The 19079-nt window shown below is 42.6% G+C and carries 23 protein-coding genes and 1 other annotated feature; of the genes, 20 read left to right on the top strand and 3 right to left on the bottom strand.

Going from position 1 to position 19079, the window contains the following annotated elements; genetic code table 11:
* Positions 1-15: 15 nt before the first annotated feature.
* Positions 16-414 (bottom strand): LysM peptidoglycan-binding domain-containing protein, encoded by a 399-nt coding sequence (locus tag M1K58_RS06710; protein WP_256757875.1) that lies wholly within the window; start codon positions 412-414, stop codon positions 16-18.
* A 269-nt stretch (positions 415-683) separates the two neighbouring features.
* On the opposite strand from M1K58_RS06710, the gene M1K58_RS06705 reads away from it, so the two are divergent.
* The 11 genes from M1K58_RS06705 to M1K58_RS06655 all read left to right on the top strand — a co-directional run bounded on the left by M1K58_RS06705 (position 684) and on the right by M1K58_RS06655 (position 9526).
* Positions 684-1214, top strand: coding sequence for an acetylglutamate kinase (locus M1K58_RS06705; RefSeq protein ID WP_256757874.1), 531 nt, complete (start codon positions 684-686; stop codon positions 1212-1214).
* A gap of 219 nt (positions 1215-1433) precedes the next feature.
* On the top strand, positions 1434-1778 hold the full coding sequence (locus M1K58_RS06700; RefSeq protein WP_256757873.1) for a YojF family protein: 345 nt from the start codon (positions 1434-1436) through the stop codon (positions 1776-1778).
* Positions 1779-1801: 23 nt separating this feature from the next.
* Positions 1802-2458, top strand: a complete 657-nt coding sequence (gene bshB2 / locus M1K58_RS06695; protein WP_256757872.1) for a bacillithiol biosynthesis deacetylase BshB2 — start codon at positions 1802-1804, stop codon at positions 2456-2458.
* Positions 2459-2497: 39 nt separating this feature from the next.
* Entirely contained in the window at positions 2498-2950 is a 453-nt protein-coding gene (locus M1K58_RS06690; protein WP_256757871.1) for a CBS domain-containing protein, read from the top strand.
* Between the two features lie 37 nt (positions 2951-2987).
* Entirely contained in the window at positions 2988-3314 is a 327-nt protein-coding gene (locus tag M1K58_RS06685) for a YnfA family protein (protein ID WP_256757870.1), read from the top strand.
* 155 nt (positions 3315-3469) lie between these two features.
* On the top strand, positions 3470-5431 hold the full coding sequence (locus tag M1K58_RS06680; protein ID WP_256757869.1) for a copper amine oxidase N-terminal domain-containing protein: 1962 nt from the start codon (positions 3470-3472) through the stop codon (positions 5429-5431).
* 47 nt (positions 5432-5478) lie between these two features.
* Positions 5479-6033, top strand: a complete 555-nt coding sequence (locus M1K58_RS06675) for a GNAT family N-acetyltransferase (RefSeq protein ID WP_256757868.1) — start codon at positions 5479-5481, stop codon at positions 6031-6033.
* A gap of 214 nt (positions 6034-6247) precedes the next feature.
* A complete protein-coding gene (locus M1K58_RS06670; protein ID WP_256757867.1) occupies positions 6248-7414 on the top strand; it encodes a polysaccharide deacetylase family protein in 1167 nt (388 codons plus the stop codon).
* A 22-nt stretch (positions 7415-7436) separates the two neighbouring features.
* Positions 7437-7698, top strand: a binding site (T-box leader).
* A gap of 27 nt (positions 7699-7725) precedes the next feature.
* Positions 7726-8958: an MFS transporter gene (locus tag M1K58_RS06665; RefSeq protein WP_256757866.1), complete on the top strand. Its 1233-nt coding sequence runs from the start codon at positions 7726-7728 to the stop codon at positions 8956-8958.
* 139 nt (positions 8959-9097) lie between these two features.
* Positions 9098-9202, top strand: coding sequence for a sporulation protein YjcZ (gene yjcZ / locus M1K58_RS06660; protein WP_256757865.1), 105 nt, complete (start codon positions 9098-9100; stop codon positions 9200-9202).
* A gap of 189 nt (positions 9203-9391) precedes the next feature.
* On the top strand, positions 9392-9526 hold the full coding sequence (locus M1K58_RS06655; protein ID WP_256757864.1) for a sporulation protein YjcZ: 135 nt from the start codon (positions 9392-9394) through the stop codon (positions 9524-9526).
* A 355-nt stretch (positions 9527-9881) separates the two neighbouring features.
* On the opposite strand, the gene M1K58_RS06650 is transcribed toward M1K58_RS06655, so the two are convergent.
* A complete protein-coding gene (locus M1K58_RS06650) occupies positions 9882-10457 on the bottom strand; it encodes an undecaprenyl-diphosphatase (RefSeq protein ID WP_256757863.1) in 576 nt (191 codons plus the stop codon).
* A gap of 189 nt (positions 10458-10646) precedes the next feature.
* On the opposite strand from M1K58_RS06650, the gene M1K58_RS06645 reads away from it, so the two are divergent.
* From M1K58_RS06645 to M1K58_RS06635, 3 genes are all read left to right on the top strand, one after another.
* Positions 10647-11321 (top strand): response regulator transcription factor, encoded by a 675-nt coding sequence (locus tag M1K58_RS06645; RefSeq protein ID WP_256757862.1) that lies wholly within the window; start codon positions 10647-10649, stop codon positions 11319-11321.
* A complete protein-coding gene (locus M1K58_RS06640; RefSeq protein WP_256757861.1) occupies positions 11318-12715 on the top strand; it encodes a sensor histidine kinase in 1398 nt (465 codons plus the stop codon). Before M1K58_RS06645 ends, M1K58_RS06640 begins: the two co-directional genes overlap by 4 nt.
* A 136-nt stretch (positions 12716-12851) precedes the next feature.
* A complete protein-coding gene (locus tag M1K58_RS06635; protein WP_256758271.1) occupies positions 12852-13595 on the top strand; it encodes a COG4705 family protein in 744 nt (247 codons plus the stop codon).
* Positions 13596-13645: 50 nt separating this feature from the next.
* Here M1K58_RS06635 and M1K58_RS06630 read toward each other — a convergent pair whose 3' ends face one another.
* Positions 13646-14245, bottom strand: a complete 600-nt coding sequence (locus tag M1K58_RS06630) for a hypothetical protein (protein WP_256757860.1) — start codon at positions 14243-14245, stop codon at positions 13646-13648.
* Between the two features lie 375 nt (positions 14246-14620).
* Here M1K58_RS06630 and M1K58_RS06625 point away from each other — a divergent pair, with 375 nt between their 5' ends.
* The 6 genes from M1K58_RS06625 to M1K58_RS06600 all read left to right on the top strand — a co-directional run bounded on the left by M1K58_RS06625 (position 14621) and on the right by M1K58_RS06600 (position 19063).
* Complete coding sequence (locus tag M1K58_RS06625) at positions 14621-15784, top strand: cation:proton antiporter (RefSeq protein WP_256757859.1); 1164 nt, start codon at positions 14621-14623, stop codon at positions 15782-15784.
* Positions 15785-15801: 17 nt separating this feature from the next.
* Positions 15802-16716, top strand: a complete 915-nt coding sequence (locus M1K58_RS06620; protein WP_256757858.1) for an NAD(P)/FAD-dependent oxidoreductase — start codon at positions 15802-15804, stop codon at positions 16714-16716.
* 63 nt (positions 16717-16779) lie between these two features.
* Positions 16780-17691: an aminoglycoside phosphotransferase family protein gene (locus M1K58_RS06615; protein WP_256757857.1), complete on the top strand. Its 912-nt coding sequence runs from the start codon at positions 16780-16782 to the stop codon at positions 17689-17691.
* Positions 17692-17814: 123 nt separating this feature from the next.
* A complete protein-coding gene (locus M1K58_RS06610) occupies positions 17815-18348 on the top strand; it encodes a TetR/AcrR family transcriptional regulator (protein ID WP_256757856.1) in 534 nt (177 codons plus the stop codon).
* A gap of 12 nt (positions 18349-18360) precedes the next feature.
* A complete protein-coding gene (locus M1K58_RS06605; RefSeq protein WP_256757855.1) occupies positions 18361-18690 on the top strand; it encodes a DMT family transporter in 330 nt (109 codons plus the stop codon).
* A gap of 25 nt (positions 18691-18715) precedes the next feature.
* On the top strand, positions 18716-19063 hold the full coding sequence (locus tag M1K58_RS06600) for a DMT family transporter (protein ID WP_372339113.1): 348 nt from the start codon (positions 18716-18718) through the stop codon (positions 19061-19063).
* The last annotated feature ends 16 nt before the right edge of the window (positions 19064-19079 follow it).

The raw sequence follows: 19079 nt of genomic DNA, 5'->3' as shown, positions 1-19079 counted from the left end.
GTAGGGCGACTTTTCTTAGGATTGCTGAGCTTGTTGCATGTTCGGCTGAGCTTGCTGCATGGAGCCTGTCATCTCCATATAGGACTTTTGACAAACCATGTTCGAAATTCGCGGTACGTATACGATTTCCCCAGCATTCAATTGCTGTGGGTTGGCAAGGTGGGAGTTGGCCTCCTCTAGAATGGTCTGAGGAATATTATATCTGTGGCCTACAGCAGCTAAAGTGTCACCCTGTTGAACTTGGTGTTGCGCGAATAACATGTCATCCGATTTGCCATCTCGGAAGAAAGGAAAGAAAAACGGGGAGAAGAAGAAAAACGGTGATAAAAAACGATTAGGGAAAAAAGGATGGGGAAAAGGACGGAAAAATGGGCGACGCCCAAAACCACCACCAGGAAAAAATCCGCGATCCATACAGTAACCTCCAGTTAAATAATAGTCATTTGTCTATATAGGGTATTGCGAAGGCCTGTATTGGGTTACAAATCATTGAAAGGGATTTGCGAACAATGATCATTTAAATCTCATCTATGCACAAAGGGTGCGTACCGCCTATATATTGTACGAATACTTAAATAAGGAGTGTGTAATGAAAAGATATGTATGGTTATTACGCAAGCCCAAGTCATTACTATTATCCCTACAGGCAGGATTCTCCTAATGGTTGTTGGACATCGTCACATGTGGAATTAAACCAAAAGCTGCGGGCACTGTGGGAGCAGCATGTGTTCTGGACACGATTAACGGTGAATAGTATTGTTGGCCACTTACCAGATGAGAAGGTAACGATTGAGAGGCTTCTCCGCAATCCAATTGATTTCGCAGCAGTTCTTAAACCCTTCTATGGAGTAGACATTGCGAATAAGTTTGCTAAATTGCTTACGGAGCATCTCACAATAGCAGTAGAGCTCGTAAAGGCGTTGCAAGCGGGGGATACCGCAACTGCTACAGATGCCCAAAAGCGTTGGTTTGCTAATGCGGATGCAATAGCTGAGTTCCTGAGTAGAATCAACCCGTACTGGTCTAAAGAGGATTGGCAAAACATGCTCTATGAGCATTTAAGGCTACTAACGAATGAAGTCGCAACCCGTCTAGCCGGGAACTATGTGGATAACGTCGATTCAAGTGATGAAATCCAATCGCAGGCACATGAAATGGCTGATAATATGACTTATGGGATCATTCAACAGTTCCCAGCGGCATTTTCCCATTAATTACTGAGACGGAATAAGGTTATTACGTTCTGAAAAAATGGCTGACTGCGGAGCATTTTAGGTGTAATATTATGTTTCGCAGCTACATCTTTCATCTATTGAGATTACATATGTACATATCATGCAGACGATTTGTCGAATCGAAGTACAAGGTGTTAAAATGATGAGATAGTTGAAATATTATCTATAGACTGAATTGTGGTATTTGGAGGTTAGTAAATGAAGCTCATTAATGTTGCTGAAGTTCAGAAAATGATCGATCACCTAAAAGATCAAGAACTATATATCCATCTAGAGATGACAACTGGTGCTTACGCTGCTCACTTGGATAGCTCTAAACATCCAGCAGCGACCTTTATTTCTAATGCAGTCATTCAATTCTCCCAAGGATCGATATCAGGGAACGGACCTTATCGAGTTGGCTTAAAAATGAAGCATGGCTGGGTTTATTCGGAAGGGCTTACCCACTTCGAAGAAGACGAGAAAGACAGACTCATTATGGCAGGACATGATGGACAAGGTAAGCTGGTCGTAGCTTTGCAATTAAGCCGAGAACCGTTCTAATGGGAGAGGAGATGAGGAAGATAATGGAGAGACACATACTTGTTATATTACCGCATCCTGATGACGAGGCCTTTGGGATATCAGGAACGCTAGCAAAACATATTCACAACGGAACCCAAGTCACTTATGCTTGCCTAACCTTAGGGGAGATGGGCAGGAATATGGGGATTCCGCCTTTCGCAAGTCGGGTGACTTTACCGGAAATCCGTAAGAAGGAGCTCGAAGAGTCCTGCAGAGCCATTGGCATTCAAGATTTAAGATTGCTTGGTTTTCATGATAAGACGATCGAGTTCGAGGATCAGGATCAGTTAGATAGCCAAATCGAAGCTCTTGTGAAAGAACTCAACCCCTCACTGGTCATCACTTTCTATCCGGACTATAGCGTTCATCCCGATCATGATGCTACCGGAGCTGCGGTAATCCGTACGATTGGTAGAATGCCGAAGGATCAAAGACCTTTTGTGCACTGCGTAGCTTTTTCCAATAATCATGAGCAATTCATAGGGAAGCCAGTAGTTATTAATGACGTTAAAGATTATTTGCAACAGAAGATGGACTCCATAAGCGCTCATCGTTCCCAGTTCCAAGCTGCTGAATTACTAGGTAGCAAAAAGCTCAATGACAAAGAGATTCAAGAACGGTTTGGAACTGAACGGTTCTGGATATATCCCTTTGCATAAATAATCTATTATCGGGTCTCATACTTGGAGGGGAACAAGATGCAGGCACAAGAAATCATGATCCGCAACGTATATAAGGTCAAGGAATCTGACAAGGTTCGCTCTGTTATCGAGAAGTTTATAACACACCGAATTAGTGGTTTGCCGGTTGTTAATGAACGTAACGAAATTGTTGGTTACATTAGCGATGGTGACATTATGCGGTTTATCGGTAAGCAAAGCGATCGCGTTGTCGATTTCATGTATTTCTCCACTATTATCAGGGATCCGCGGTGTCTGGAAGATAAGGTTGCTGAAATCTTAAATTTAGATGTAATGACCTTATGTAAGAAGAAAGTGATTACAGCAGATTGGGAAACAGATATCGATCAGATCGCGGCAATACTCGGAAAAAAACAGATCAAGAAGCTTCCAATCGTGCGATCCGGCGTATTGGTTGGGATTATTAGCCGCGGCGACGTCATACGACATGCTTTCCGAACGATTATCTGAAAGATTGGAACTGTCTTGCCAAAAGGGGTTTATCTTTGTGCTACTAACGATATTCATCTTTTTACTTGCTGGTCTCGCTGAAATCGGCGGAGGTTATATGGTTTGGCTGTGGCTGCGCGAATCCAAACCGATGTGGGTTGGGATTGTTGGAAGTATCATCCTTGTTGTGTACGGCATCATTCCAACTCTGCAAAGCTTCCCATCATTTGGCCGTGTATACGCGGCTTATGGTGGAGTGTTTGTTGTTCTTGCAGTTCTATGGGGATGGCTCGTGGATAAGAAAGCCCCTGATATGTACGATTGTATTGGAGCTGGTATTTGCATGATTGGAGTTTCAGTCATGCTTTGGGCACCTCGAAGTTAATAGAGTTGTAATCAAAGTCTTCCATTAGGAGGGCTTTTTTTAGTTGTGATCAGACTATAACCCCACTAATAACAACGATGGACAGGAGGGAAGTCGCAGCATTTGTCGAAATCTTATACTTGGGAGAAGTAACCAATATAGGGAGTGTTCGAAAGATGAAAAAGATAATGCAAATAGGTATATTAATTGGATTCGTAATGGGTTTTTGTTTTATGGGTGGGGGATTTGGCAACAAGGCTGCAGCCGCTGGTGGCGAATCGCGAATCTCGAATATTATCGGGAAGGACACTTTTCTGATGGATAATGGCACGATGTGGTCATTAATCGATGGAAATCGGAAGATTCGTACGTTGGGCAGTGTCTCATCAATAACTGGCGATGAGTATTTCGGCATAGGAGTAACACAAGACGGTCAGTTAATCGAATGGAGCGTTAGCACAGCGCCTCGTCCAGTTGTTGGTCAGACCGGCGTCAAGCAAGTGGCAGGGTCCTTCTGGCTTAAGACGGACGGCTCAGTTTGGAATAGTGCAGGCAAGGTTAAGGATCTCGATGGGATCTCGATGATCGGATACGCTGAACGGCGCTTCGCCGCCTTGTCACGAAACGGGGATGTACTCTTATCAGACAGAAATATTACAGATAAGTACTTGAAATTAGGAAAAATCGAGAATGCAGATTCCGTAACTTCCTTGACCGTGATAGAGGATCATGTAGCCTTGCTATTCGAAAGTGGTCAGGTTGTTGTCTACGAGACTGCGAACTTTGACGATAATGGTAAGATTATTCCGGTTACGGTCGCACAAGATGCCATTCACATCGCTTATACTTCTGGGGACCCAACGGATGTACTCTTAGTTACTCGTAAGGACGGAACAGTATGGCAGACAGGGGAGTACCAGGCACGTTGGAAGTTGGATCAACAAATATCCGGGCTCGGTACAGTCGTTAAAACTGCGGCATATTTGGATTCCAATCATTTCTACGCACAGCGAAGTGATGGAAGCTGGGTGCTTTTTGCCGATAATGTTGTTACTTCTGTTGAAATTCCTAAAGTTGATAAAGTAGATGTATCGATATCAGAACTCAAGCCAAATGTCGGAGATATTCTGAAAGTAAGCATTCAGGAAACTTATTCTAATGGTGCGAAGATCAAGGTCATACCGAACGAGACTAATATCTCTGTAGACAAGCCGTATTTACTGAAGCTTCAGTCTGACGGTAGCCTCAAAGTGCTTGGTGTAGGTCAAACACAAGTTACCTTGACAACCGGTGGGGTTACTAAGACGCTAACGGTATCCGCGAGCTTGCAGAACAATTTGAAGTGGGCCAAACAGGTTAATGGTATCGAATTCGTTCCTGCGAAGGCCGTTATACAAGCATTAGGCGGGACCGTCTCTATCACGAGTGGTATCTTCGAAGCGAGTATTGGAGACGTGACATTCTCCTTCAAGGTCGGGGATATGAATGCGCAGTTGAATGGAGAAACTATAACGCTCAAAGCAGCGCCTCTAACGGAAAAAGGGGACACATACATCCCTGGGATGCTGCTGACATTCGCTGTTGGTGCCAGTGTAAATTGGGATGGCAAATGGAAGACAGCTGAAATCTCTTTCGGAGATGCAAAGATGACTGTTGTCTCTTCAGACACAGCGGGGCTTGTTAAGAAAGCGATGCAAGGAAGCCTAGCCAAATATATCGGAAAAAGCTACTGGATTAATTATTTTCAACAGTGGGATCGTTTCTCCAAGGTTACTGTGAGTGATATTCTCCCGGATGATTCAGGAGATTTCGTCATTGTCTTCAAATCAGCTGCTGGCAAAGAGTTAAAGAGCTTTCCAATGTCCTCCTCCTTTGTTTCCGAGCTGTTTACGAATGAAGATTATTTCTTTAACTTCGATCCTAAGAAGAAGTATCCATGGTCTGCTTCGACATGGAGTCTAATCAAAGCCGGTAAAATTGTGCTCGGAATGACTAAGGACCAGGTGAAAATGTCCTGGGGTTATCCGTCAGGTAGGAACGTCACGAACGCGAGCGGGAAAACGATAGAAACTTGGGTATATTATAACTTTGATGTGGTATCCTTCGTTAATGGAAAAGTGACTTTTATTCTAAATTAGATCGCGCAGGCTAAGGCTTAGGCGATTCGAATGGGAAGATCAACTAGATGGACTATCAAACAACCGATCAATGGAACGAACAAATATGGTCCGAAGCGGAGCAAGTGTACCACGAGGCTTTTCCAGAACACGGAAGAAAAGAACGTATGATAGTTCGTCGCATGTTCAATAGAGGGATATGCACGCTACATACGTGGAACGAACGAAATGTTATCGTCGCAATGGCCCTGACAGCTTTCAATTCGCGAGGTAAAGTACTTGTCATTGATTATCTTGCGGTTCGTCGAAGTAGTCAGGGTAAGGGAGTTGGTCGATTGTGCATCGAGAATATTCACGATTGGGCTAAGAACTCCATATCGGAATGTCGTGGGCTCGTCATCGAGGTGGAAGCCGAGGACACAAAGGAAAATGCGGACCGTATTCTGTTCTGGAAAAAAGTCGGATTTCAATTGACGGACTATATCCAGTCCTACATCTGGGTACCGGAAACTTACCGGGCTATGTATTATAGTTTTGATGCGGACACGCCATTAACTGATGACGGCAAACAATTATTCAAGGCAATTACGGATTATCACGAGAAGGCTTATCGAGGAAAATGAAAATAAGTATTCATACTATTCAACTAGAAGCCCGTTTCTTCATACGGGCTTTTTTTCATTCTAATGAGTTAGTTTATTAAAACTCTCATCCCGTTTCATATCCACTTAAGAAAGTTTAAGATAAAGTTAAGAATATGTTAATAGAATCCATTAACTGTTATTAATTAGATATCTCTATACTAGACTGAAATAAAGAATAGAGAGGGTTATCACATTGAAGAGAAATCATATTATTTTAGTTTTTATTGCGGTACTGCTGACAAATCTACTTGCTGCATGTGCGAAAACACCTGATGAGGTTACTGTCGTTATTGACGGTGTGGAGTTGAAGGTTGATTATGCCGTTATGATAAATGATGGTCAATTATATGTGCCGACGTCATTCATCGAGCAAGTATTCAAAATGAAGGTAGAAACGACTACTGCAAATGAAAGGGGAGATGGGGCTGCGAGCTATTATTCTGATCAGGTAGCTGTAATGATGTACCATGGGATCGAAGATGATCCGAACCCCAAATCAGAGCTTGCTACTGCGGAGTTGGAGAAGCAGCTGAGCTTGCTAAAGTCAAATGGATTTAACGTGATCAGTATGGAACAATACATTTCCTTCATGTTAGAGGGGGCAACTATTCCGGACAATGCAGTGCTCCTTACATTCGATGATGGTTATGAGAACTTCTATACCAAGGCATATCCGCTCTTGATCAAATATGATTATCCCGCAGTTAATTTCGTCATTGTTTCCTCCATAGATAACCCTAAGGGTGCACCTAAGATGACCTGGGATCAGATGAGAGAGATGCAGAAGGCAGGGATGAGCTTTTATAGCCATACATATGATTTGCACAAATATGGCGTCATGAACGAGAAAGGTACAACTAAGCCGGTAATGACTCGCAAGCAGTATTCAAAAGCGACCCAAACATTTGAAACAGATGAACATTATACGACACGGATTACGTCGGATTTGTCTAAGGCAGAGCAAAGACTCAAGGAGGAGCTCGGGAATACGAGGGGGATTATTGCATTCCCATACGGAGCTTACAATGATGATGTGATGGCCATATTGAAATCTCTGGGCATTGAGCTTTCTTTTACGGTGAAAGAAGGACTGAACACAGCGGATCAGAAAAATGCTTTCCGAATAAATGGAGCGAAGAAGGATGAGACGGCTGAGCAGGTGATTGAACGGCTTAAGAGCTTAGGTTCAGATGAGAGCACAATAATCGTTAGCATTAATGGGGAGAAAATGATATTCTCGGAGCTACAACCGCTCAAGCGTCAGGACGAAATTTTAATCCCGTTACGCGAATTTTGCAAGAAGTACGATATTAAGGTCGACTGGAACAATAAGAAGAAACAAGTGAGCTTGACAACTTGATCGTTCTATATAGAATTATTATACAAATGCGATGAAGAGAAGAGTAAATAAACTGTTCTTTGGCAGAGAGCTCCGGTAGGTGAAAAGGAGTAAAGAATGCTTTATCGAACCAAGTCTCTGAGCATCACATCGGAACCGAGCTAGTGTGCGGGGGTGGTGTGACAGGAGCTCCTGTTATAGAGCTAGAGTATAAGCATTCAGCGATTGCCGTACTCGATGAGGCTAATCTGGTGACAGATTGGCAAATCTGGGGTGGTACCACGACGATCATTCTCGTCCCCAAGACTTTGGTCTTAGGGGCGGGATTTTTTATGTTTAAATCATGGAAATATCCAACGATTCTGCTATTTGGTATTGGGATATCCAACGTTAGCGGTTGGATTTATTTCATCGCCCTCAATCTGATTGTTCTGGAAATGACACAGTCGGCATTGGCAGTATCTGCTCTGTACATCATCAGGCCTCTTTCCGCTTTATTTACGAATATCTGGTCAGGTAGCCTGATTGACCGTTTGAACAAGCGAAACCTCATGATTAGCCTTGATTTAATGCGATCTATCTTGATTGTCTTGCTTCCCTTGAATCCGGCTATTGGGTACATCTATTTGATCGTCTTCTTTATCAATATGGCGGAATCTATTTTTCGACCGGCATCTACAACATATATAACCAAGTTGATTCCAGTGGATCAAAGGCAAAGGTTTAACTCGCTTAACGCATTAATCGGGTCGGGAGCCTTCTTAATTGGTCCAGCGATTGCCGGAATGCTGTTCGTGATTGGCTCACCTATTTCTGCCATCTATATTAATGCATCTGCTCTTGTCTTGTCTGGATTGATTACGATATTCATGCCCAATCTAGAGAAAAACTCTAGCGATAAAAGGGATAATAGAATCACCTTGGCGATGATTAAAGAGGATTGGAACATTGTCCTTCGATTTTATCGGCGACATTTGTTTATTATGATGATTTGCATTCTATTCAGTAGCGTAATGGTAGTTATGCCATCAGCCATAGACTCGTTGGAGGTGGCATTTGCCAAAGTTGTTCTCGGCTTAACCGAAGGAGAATACGGAATTTTGGTCAGTGTTTCTGGAGCCGGTATTATCGTTGGAGCAAGCATCAATACATTAATAGTCAGAAAAGTCGCCAATTCACGGATGATTGGTTTAGGAGCACTAGGAGTGAGTGGGGGGTATCTCATTTACGCTTTCTCAACAGCTTTTAATGTCGCAGCTATCGGCTTTTTTGTCTTAGCTTTCTTTTTAGCCTTCGCAAATACGGGATTCGCCACCTTTTATCAGAACAACATTCCAGTAAATATCATGGGGCGTGTTAGCAGTGTAAATAGCTTTATCGAAGCCATATTCATTATGTTTACTACCGTTGTATGTGGAATTGCCGCTGAACTGTTTTCTATTCAGATTGTTGTCATCGTGGGTGTTATTATTATGGTTGCATTGGGAGTTGCGTTAAGCACTTACATTCTGCAGCCTTCGAGTATAAGTACTTCGACTAGCGACAAAGAACTTAATCAAAAGTGATATCTAGTAAGGATTAATTTTCGGTCATGAACGGAAATTTCATTTGTAACTGTGCTAATGCACTGTCCGTATATTTACCCGTGCATAAATTAAGACGGTGATAAACAATCACAGATCAAAGAATCAGGTGGTGATTTCGATGGGTTACGGTGGATCTTGTGCAGGTTATGGCGGTATGCAAGCAGCTGCTTTTGTACTTGTACTTTTCATTTTGTTGGTTATCATCTTGCGCGCAGGCTATTAATGAACGAATTGCCACCATGCTCAAGTAGTATGGTGGTTTTTTACGTGGATTAGGCTCTTGTTGAATAGTGAGATGCTTGTGTATAAGTGGATTTTTGATACAAGTGTACGAATGTACTGGCAATATAATCATCCAGACATAACCTAACAGGGTGATAAACATTCACAATTAAAAAATGGAGGTGTTACTATGGGTTGTCAAGTAGGTGGTGTAGAAACTGGTTCATGTGGAGGATATGGTGGTGGAATGGGAGCTGCCGCTTTTGCTCTTGTTCTCTTCATTTTGTTGGTCATCATATTGAAAGCTGGAACTGGGATTTACTAAGAGATAATTCTAGTACGCCTAATTCAGTTGAATCCCACATTATTCATCTCCGATCTTATTAATAAGATGGTTTATCTTGTTCTTGTATACAACCCCGCAGAGCCTAAGGCAAACCGGGGTTGTGTTTTTGAATAATAGGGGGTGAACTTGTTGCGTATATCTATTGTTGCTTTATTTGTACTTGTTATTTTCATTCTATTAGTTTTTATACTTATCGGCAGCGCTTTTTATACAAACAATATTTGGCATAATCGAGGGACATTGGGGTCAGTTTCCTAATTGAAGTCCACGTTAATCGCGGACCTATTCAGTAACAGAATAAAATTTGGACAAGTATCGGAGTATTGCGAAGAAATTACTTTCCAAAGGTTTCGATAATTTTGCCTATCAAACTCCTATAGGTCCGAACAAATAATAAAGGGATGAAATCCAAATGACCTGTGAGTTTATAAATGATATAGCTTATAAAGAAGGACAATACGATTGCGCCTGCTATGTCGCCTGGATAATGAACACCAACATAAACCCTTGATATTCCCGTGATTATCGCAAGGCATAGCATCCCTAACCCCAGCTTGCGTCTGACGAACAGCACGCTAAAGGCAAGAGTGAACGCCAATGTGGCATGGTCGCTAGGAAAAGAAGCATCGGGAGCGTGCGGTATTAATTGCATGACTTGATGTTCAACGAAGGGTCTTGCATGATTCACCCTGGGTGAGATGATGATGCTTGCTATGAATAGAGCAACTACTGCGGCATTTAACGAATAGAACGCCAACTTCTGATTGCCTTCTTTTCCGGTAAACCATAGACATGCTATTATAGCTAGCATAATCCATACGATATCTTGCGCGAAAACCTCCATGAGATCGTCAATCCAATCGTAATGCCCGGCAAAATGATTTAAGAAATGGAACAATGAGTTGTTCATTTAGCCACATCCTTTTTTTTCTTTACACTATAACGAAAGATTCTGTGTTTTTAATGAGAGTTTGATCATTGAATAATTATTTCAATCCATTTGAATATTCACATCATGATTTCATATAAGTCTGTTAATCTTGGAATGAGAAGCCACCGAGTATGCAACAATAAACGGAAAAGGGACAGGAGGGGAACGATGAAAAAGGTACTTATCGTGGAAGATGAACCTAACTTTGCGAGATTTCTTGAGTTAGAGCTAGTCCATGAATCGTATGATGTTTCGGTTGCCAATGATGGAACAAATGGACTTCAATTAGCACTTGAACAGGAATGGGACATGATCTTGCTTGATATCATGCTTCCTGGTATGAATGGGATAGAGGTGTGCCGAGCTATCCGAAACACCAAAAAAACCCTCATTATCATGCTCACTGCAAGAAATAATGTGACAGATCGGGTGTTAGGATTAGATTGTGGGGCGGATGATTATATTCCGAAGCCATTCGCAATCGAAGAGTTATTTGCTCGGATGCGAGCTTTATTTCGTAGATTCGAGCATAGCGAACAACAGTCAAACATTCTTGTCTTTCGCGATCTCAATCTAGATCTCAGTTCCAGAATTCTCAAACAAGCAGACAAAATCGTAGAACTTACGAAACGGGAATTCGATTTGCTTGCCGTCTTACTGCAGAATGTCAATGTCGTGCTGTCACGAGACTCTTTGTTGGATAAAGTATGGGGCTACGATACGGAAGTTGAAACGAACGTCGTCGATGTCTATGTCAGATATTTGAGAAATAAATTGAGCGATTCGGCAGACGAGCCTTACATAAACACTCAGCGAGGAATTGGATATGTGATGAGAGCATGAGAAAAGGAATATTGAATATAAACACTCTTCCGATTAAATGGAGAATTACCGTATGGGCTTCTTTATGGATGTGCATCTTCTTTCTTCTCTATAATTCTGTTCAATATCTTGTGCTTGACCGATGGACCCTTAAGCAAGAAGAGCTTGCGATAAAGAAGAGTATGGATGAAATCATTGGATACTATGAGGACAATGGCTCAAGAGATGTAACGGCAGGTAAAAGCTTCCTGGAGAAAGCAAACCAGAACGATCAATTGATTCGCCTATTGGACCTAGAAGGGAATCCCCTACTAACGATAAGCGACGGTTTGCCTGCTCAATGGGTGTCTCCGCAGCCTGTTGAAACCACACTTATGGTAAGTGTACGACACGAGCGGGAACATCTGCTCATTCTGAGAAGTCCACTTCAGATTGACTCTTTTAACGGAACCATTGAAATTGTTCGGAATTTAGAAAATTACGAGAAATTAAATCAAATGCTGCTTTTGGTTATGGTACTAGGGGGGCTAGGAGGTATTGCTTTTAGTTCTATAGGAGGCGTACTTCTTGGTAGACAATTCGTTAAACCCATAGCAAAGCTGTCCGGTACGATAGCGAACATCAATTACAACGGGTTATCCGAGAGGGTCGATTTCATAAATAATAATGACGAGTTATCTAAGCTTGGCCAGCTATTCAATGAGATGATGGATCGATTAGAAACTTCCTTTGAACAGCAAAATCAATTCGTGGAAGATGCATCGCATGAGCTTAGAACACCAATTGCGATAATCGAAGGACATTTGAAATTGCTATCACGTTGGGGAAAGGACGATCCTGCTATATTAAACGAATCATTAAATGCTTCGTTAGAAGAATTGGTGCGGCTCAAAAATCTGACCCAAGACTTACTTGCTTCCTCTCATTCGGAACCCATTCATATGGAGAAGGAACAAAAAACCGAACCAAATCGAATAATAATGAAAGTCGTGGAAGACTTCGCGATCATCCACCCGAATTTTATTTTCGATGTCAATTATCGCTCCCTGAGTCATGCTCAACTCGCAGTTTCCGCACATCATTTGAAGCAAATCCTGATGATCGTTATCGATAATGCGATTAAATATTCAACTAATGAGAAGACCATCATGATTTCAGGAAACACAACGACAGATCATAAAGTACAATTGCGCATAGCTGATAAAGGAGTGGGGATATCGGAAGAACATATTCCCTTCGTATTCGATCGTTTCTACCGAATAGATAAAGCAAGGAGCCGTAAAGTAGGAGGAAGTGGTTTGGGACTTGCGATCGCTAAACGTCTAGCTGAGGCGTATCATGGCAGCATTCATCTTACGAGCGTGGAAAACGAAGGGACTGTTGTTACGATAGTTTTACCGAGGTGGCGCAATTGAACGAAATAGAGACTAGCAATTGTAAGCAACCTTGTTTATCTTCTCACACTGTATTCTCATAATGCGGGTTTATACTACATGAGGCAGCGGAATATTACCGCTCAATCATGGGTGAGAGGGGAAATGAGGCTTGAAAATGTTAAATAAGGTACCCCAAGTATTCATCGTCTTCTGGATAATCAAAATTATGGCAACCACTGTGGGGGAAACGGCAGCAGACTATTTGAACGAGAACTTCGACTTAGGTTTAACGAATACGACCTTGATCATGTGCGCAATCTTGCTACTAACTCTCGTATTGCAGTTCAAAGCCAAAACTTACGTCCCTTGGATCTATTGGATCACGGTTGTACTAATTAGCGTTGTTGGCACACTAATTACCGACAACCTAACGGACAACTTCGGAGTTCCTTTGCTGACGACTACAATTCTCTTCAGTGTTTTACTTGCGGTGACCTTTGCTATTTGGTATGGGAGCGAGAAGACTCTGTCGATTCACTCGATCTACACGACCAAGCGGGAAGTGTTCTACTGGCTGGCTATCCTGTTCACTTTTGCCCTAGGCACGGCGGTAGGCGATCTAATCGCGGAAGGACTTAACTTTGGATATTCAACTTCTTTAATTTTGTTTGCTGTTATGATCGGGGCAGTTACCATCGCTTATTATCGCTTCAAGCTGAATGCGGTTTTGGCCTTCTGGATCGCTTATATCTTAACGCGCCCGCTCGGTGCCTCTATTGGAGATTACCTGTCGCAGACACGGGAGGATGGTGGACTTGAAGTAGGAACGACAGTGACTAGCGTTGTCTTCCTCGCAACCATTATTTGCTTGGTCATCTTTCTGACCGTGACGAGAAAAGACGAGATCCGCTCCGACTAATCTCACAAGTGCTCGGTATCCTTGTAATCTGAGGGAGTGTTACCTCAACGCTAATCTTGAGCAGGGGTTGCACTCCGTTCGATCAACTCAGTAATGCCCCAGAACACGATTGTACAAAGTATGGCCATAATAGCTGAACCACCTGCATGAATGATGGCAACAAGCGCAAACGCGGTAGCAAGCATGAAATGAACCTTTCGCATATTTTTCTTAGGTAAACGCTTAATTAGAAAGCCGTATATCCCAGCTGAGAGCAACAGTGAGAATGCAGCAATTCCGGTGTAGGTTTCTTTTTTAACGACGGCCTGGGTCAGAAAATAGATCCCGTGGGTGGCGATGAGGAGGATTGCTGAATAGCCGGTGTATTTGTGCAGCTTGTCAAACCATTTAACAATCAACCGGACTAAAGGGGAGGGTGATTTCCTTTTCTTCTTCAAATGATACCAGGCATAACTGACGGCTGTAATAAACACAGACAAAGTACCTAGTGTCTTGAATAATTCTTCTCCACCCTGTTCGACTCTTGGCCTTGCGCCGCCCAAATTCTCTTGAGTCAACCCAAAGATTGAGTAAAGAATAAGAAAGAGACTTACAATTGCCACCAGTTGGGCGGGTATCATTAAAGCTCGATTGCCTCGATTGCTTCTCATTGCTTGGCACCTCATCTCATGAATACCATAATCTTAATGCTCAAAGATTAAATTTTGATGAGATTTCAGCTTTATGAGCTAAGAGGGGCACAAAATTTGACCATCGATTACCACGTGTATGGTCGTAAATTATTATCACATCTGCAAAACTATTGTAGAGGGTGGAGTGGACGAACGACTTTTGCTCTAAATTCGGATGAATAGTACCTTCAATTTTGTACTTATTGAGGAACTGGTAAACTATCCATTCTGGCGAATGCTTTGAGGGTAAAGATAATTTACCACGGTTGTTTGAGGAATGAAGGGGCCTGTAAAAATGGGTTCCTTCTTTTTATTTCAGGACACATTAATACAAAAACATCTGGAGGCAGGTTTATGGAGTTCATTCTATATTTGGTTTTAATTCTGTTTTTTACGAAGGTTGTAGGAGATTTATCAGTACGTATTGGTCAACCAGCAGTTCTAGGGAAGTTGATTGTCGGGATAGTATTAGGGCCTGCAGTGCTTGGGTGGATTGAGCAAGGGAGCTTTATCCATGAGCTATCGGAAATTGGTGTACTTCTCCTTATGTTTATTGCAGGACTAGAAACCGACCTGGAGCAGCTGAAGCAAAATTGGAAATCAGCCTTTGCTGTTGCGATTGGTGGAATTATTCTTCCCTTCGTTGGGGGCTTTGGTATAGCTTCTGCTTTTGGCTTTAGTCAGAATTATGCCTTGTTCTTCGGCGTTATTTTTTGTGCAACCTCTGTAAGTATATCCGTGCAAGTGCTAAAGGAAATGAACAAATTGAATTCTCGCGAGGGGACGACCATTCTGGGAGCAGCTGTAATCGACGATGTGCTCGTTGTTATCCTGCTTGCGGTTATGATGAGTGTGATCGGAACTGGAAATGACATTTCAATTGGCATGCTCATAGGTAAAAAAGTAGCATTTTTCTTAGTTATATTCCTTGTGGGATGGTACGTCGTTCCAATGGTTATGAAGTGGATGGCCCCATTAAGAGTCACAGAGGCAGTCATTACAGCGGCTTTATTCATTTGTTTCGCCTTTGCCTATTTTGCGGAGTGGCTGCAGATGGCTGGAATCATTGGTGCCTTTGCAGCGGGGATTTCCGTATCTCAAACCAATTATAAGCATATCGTGGAGGAAAAGGTCGAGCCGATCGCTTTCTCCATTTTTGTGCCTGTATTCTTTGTTAGCATCGGTCTTAATGTTTCCTTCGAAGGAATTGGCGATCAGTGGGTGTTTTTAATTCTCATTACAATAGTGGCATGTCTAACTAAGCTATTCGGAGGGTGGATTGGGGCGCGAGTAACAGGCTTTAATTCAAGATCCTCACTGATTATCGGATCTGGTATGATAAGTCGGGGAGAGGTTGCATTAATCATTGGTGCAACAGGCTTACAGGCGGGGTTACTGCAGCAGGAGTATTTTACATCCGTGGTAATCATGGTTATTATTACAACATTAGTTACTCCGCCGTTATTGAAATTATTTTTTCGAGAACAGAATCCAGATGATAAAAAAGCATATTCTTGAGGGGAAGGAATGGTAGCATGATGCAGCTTATCGACGTAGGAATTATTGGTGGAGGTCCAGCGGGCTTGAATGCAGCTCTCGTGTTAGGCAGGGCGAGAAAAAGCGTAGTTGTGATCGATGAAGGGCGCCCGCGTAATCGGGTTACACATGAGACACATGGCTTTCTTACTAGAGATGGAATCAGTCCCGGCGACTTTCGGCAAGTGGCAATGGATCAAATAAAAGCTTATCCCTCAGTACAATTTGTGAAAGATTCTGCTGTATCTGTTGGGGGATCCGATGGTCATTTTCAAATGACAACAGCTTCCGGAACAACCTATTCGTGTAAAAAGCTTCTCTTTGCAGTTGGGAAAAGAGACCTTCCTCTGGACATTAACGGACTGTCAGAGGTGTATGGGAAAAGCGCATTTGTGTGCCCTTATTGCGATGGATGGGAGTTAAGGGATCAGCCACTTGTCATTATTATTAATGGTGCGAGGGCGGCGCATATGGCTATGATGATATCCGGATGGTCGAAGCAATTTACAATTTGTACAAATGGGTCTGATGATTGGTCATATGAACAGCACAAGCAACTTCTACTACATAAGGTTCCTATATATCATTCACCGATCCAACGTATCGAATCTAATGTGGGTATCGTTGAGCAGGTTGTACTGGAGGACGGTACCGTAATCCCATGTACAGGAATATTCTTTGCACCTAAGCTTGCTGAGGGGTCTGAATTACCGCGAGCGATTGGCTGCCGGCTCTCGGAAGCAGGTAGTGTTATCGCCGACGACTTTGGCAAGACGAATGTACCGGGTGTCTATAGTGCAGGAGATGCAGCGACTGAGCTGTATCAAGCCATAACTGCCGCCTCAATGGGCTCGATGGCTGCAATGGGCATTAACAGCGAGCTGCTCTCTGAGGCATGGAATGGCGAGAGTTAGAATCTGTAACCGAATAGTGATTAAAGAAGTTGTACCTATCAGGAATAAGCAGGAGCTGTTGCAGTGTCGGTTAATGGTAAACTTATTTCAGAAATATTAATACTAGCAGAGAATGCTGGATGGAATGAAATTACACCTATTGAGCTTAGTAATGGCGGAAACCTGATCATTCACTTGGCACCGCATCCCATTGTGGCACGAATAGCCACTGTTTTATCAAATGAAGATGCTGATTACGCCTACCAAATACTTGATCGCGAGTTAAGGGTAGCACGCCATCTCCAATCTAAGGGCGTCCCCGTATTAGCACCAACAGACCTTCTTGATGCAGGACCACACGATATGGGTGGCACATGGATGACATTGTGGAAGTATGTTCCTCCTACACAATTGCAGCCTCCTTCACCAAGTGAAGCCGTTGAATTAGTAAACAGACTTTCATTAGCCATGAAAGACTTCGTGGATGAGATTCCTATACTTGGTGTATGGGAGCGGACATGTCAATCGGCTGTAAAATTGATGAAGGTTCCCGATCAACGCATACAAACACTGTTAAATGTGTTCGTAAAGGTTAATACACAGATGCGTCTCAATACAAGCTTGTTAATACCGAGTCATGGAGACGCCCATGCAAGAAACTTATTACCAAGTCCAGAGGGATGGATCTGGGCGGATTTTGAAGATATATCACTGATGCCTCCATTCTGGGATTTGGCTTCATTTGTTGGAAATCTTGCTTTATTCAATGGAGTTCAGGAGCCAACATTTCGATATATTTTAACTCAAATTAACAATATGGCCGATCAAGAGGCTTTTGGATTTGCGATCATAGCTCGTATACTCATGTCTACAATAGGGAATTTGGATTTCGCCCTTGCAGGCCACGGAGATTTGGAGTTTGCAACCAAGCAGCTTGAACTTGCGGAAGATGTTATTCGTCTGATAGATCCATGCCTTGTAGATACATGTGCGTAGACATAAACCTTAGAAGGCTGCCGGCGTGAACGGCAGCTTTTTCGCGCCTGGTTGCTTTTTTCAGTTTTCTTCAATTGACTTGAAAACCGTCCAGACGGTATACTAAATGTAGGGGTGAGGAATGTGAATCGCAATTCTAAACGTAATGATATCCTAGTGGCTGCTACATTTATTGTGAAAAATCTCGGAGTCGAGAAGCTTACGCTTGAAGCCGTTGCTAAGGAAGCAGGAATTAGTAAAGGTGGATTACTGCACCATTTTCCGAATAAGGAAGCATTAATTAAAGGTATGGTGGAACAGTTAACTAACGATTTTGTTTCTGATGTCCAGAATAGAGCGACTAACTCAACCATGGAGGATGGGAAGTGGACTCGAGCATACATTGATTCAACTTCTGCTGATATCACGGATGGGAATGGGATTAGTACTGCACTGATTGCTGCGCTCTTTGCAAATCCGGAGTTACTAAGCCAACTTCAAAGCCAATATTCAATATGGCAAAGGAATATGGAAACAGACGGGATTGATCCGGTCATTTCTACGGTAGTCAGACTAGCAACGGATGGCTTATGGTTCTCAGAAATGTTCGGATTAGGGAAGTTGGATGCAGAGTTACGTGAACAAGTCATCCAGAAATTGACGAATATGATCAAGTAAGGGGTTGTTTTATTGAATTCATTTGTATTGTTGGCCATAGCCATCTTTAGTGAGGTTTTTGGGAGTTCAATGCTTAAATTATCAAATGGGTTTAAGAAGCTGTACCCTTCGATAGGTGTAGTTATTGGAATGGGCTCAGCATTTTATTGCCTGTCTTTGGCTATGAAGACTATTCCACTAGGAACGACTTATGCGATATGGTCCGGTGTTGGTACTGCTTTGACCGCATTAGTGGGGGTACTTATTTATAAAGAGAACTTTAATGTCAAAAAGGGGTTAGGTTTAGCTTTAATCATTGGTGGAGTGGTCATTATGAAGCTCTCAGCGGGTGGCTCACATTAACTTATAGACAATGGGGGGTATAGTTGTGAAAGGTTACTTGGCATTAGGAATAGCCATCGCTAGCGAGATAATTGGTACAACAATGCTGAAATTGTCAGAAGGATTTATTCATATATTCCCTACCATTGGCGTTATTTTTGGTTTTGCTATCTCATTTTATTGCCTATCATTAAGTCTTAAAACAATCCCATTAAGTTTAGCGTATGCGATATGGTCAGGTGTAGGTACGGTAATAACCGCGCTCATTGGGATATGGGTATGGGATGACCCATTCAGCACGGTTACTGTATTAGGCATAGTGTTAATCGTCGGAGGCGTCGTCTTATTAAACTCTTCGAGTAAACCTGAAAAGGTAATGGATACGCTAAGCTAGCTTAATCACATACGAT

The organism is Cohnella sp. WQ 127256, assembly GCF_024519285.1.
Taxonomy (GTDB): Bacteria; Bacillota; Bacilli; order Paenibacillales; family Paenibacillaceae; genus Cohnella.
Note: the sequence above shows the minus strand (reverse complement) of the source record. Positions and strands in the feature narration are given on the sequence as shown.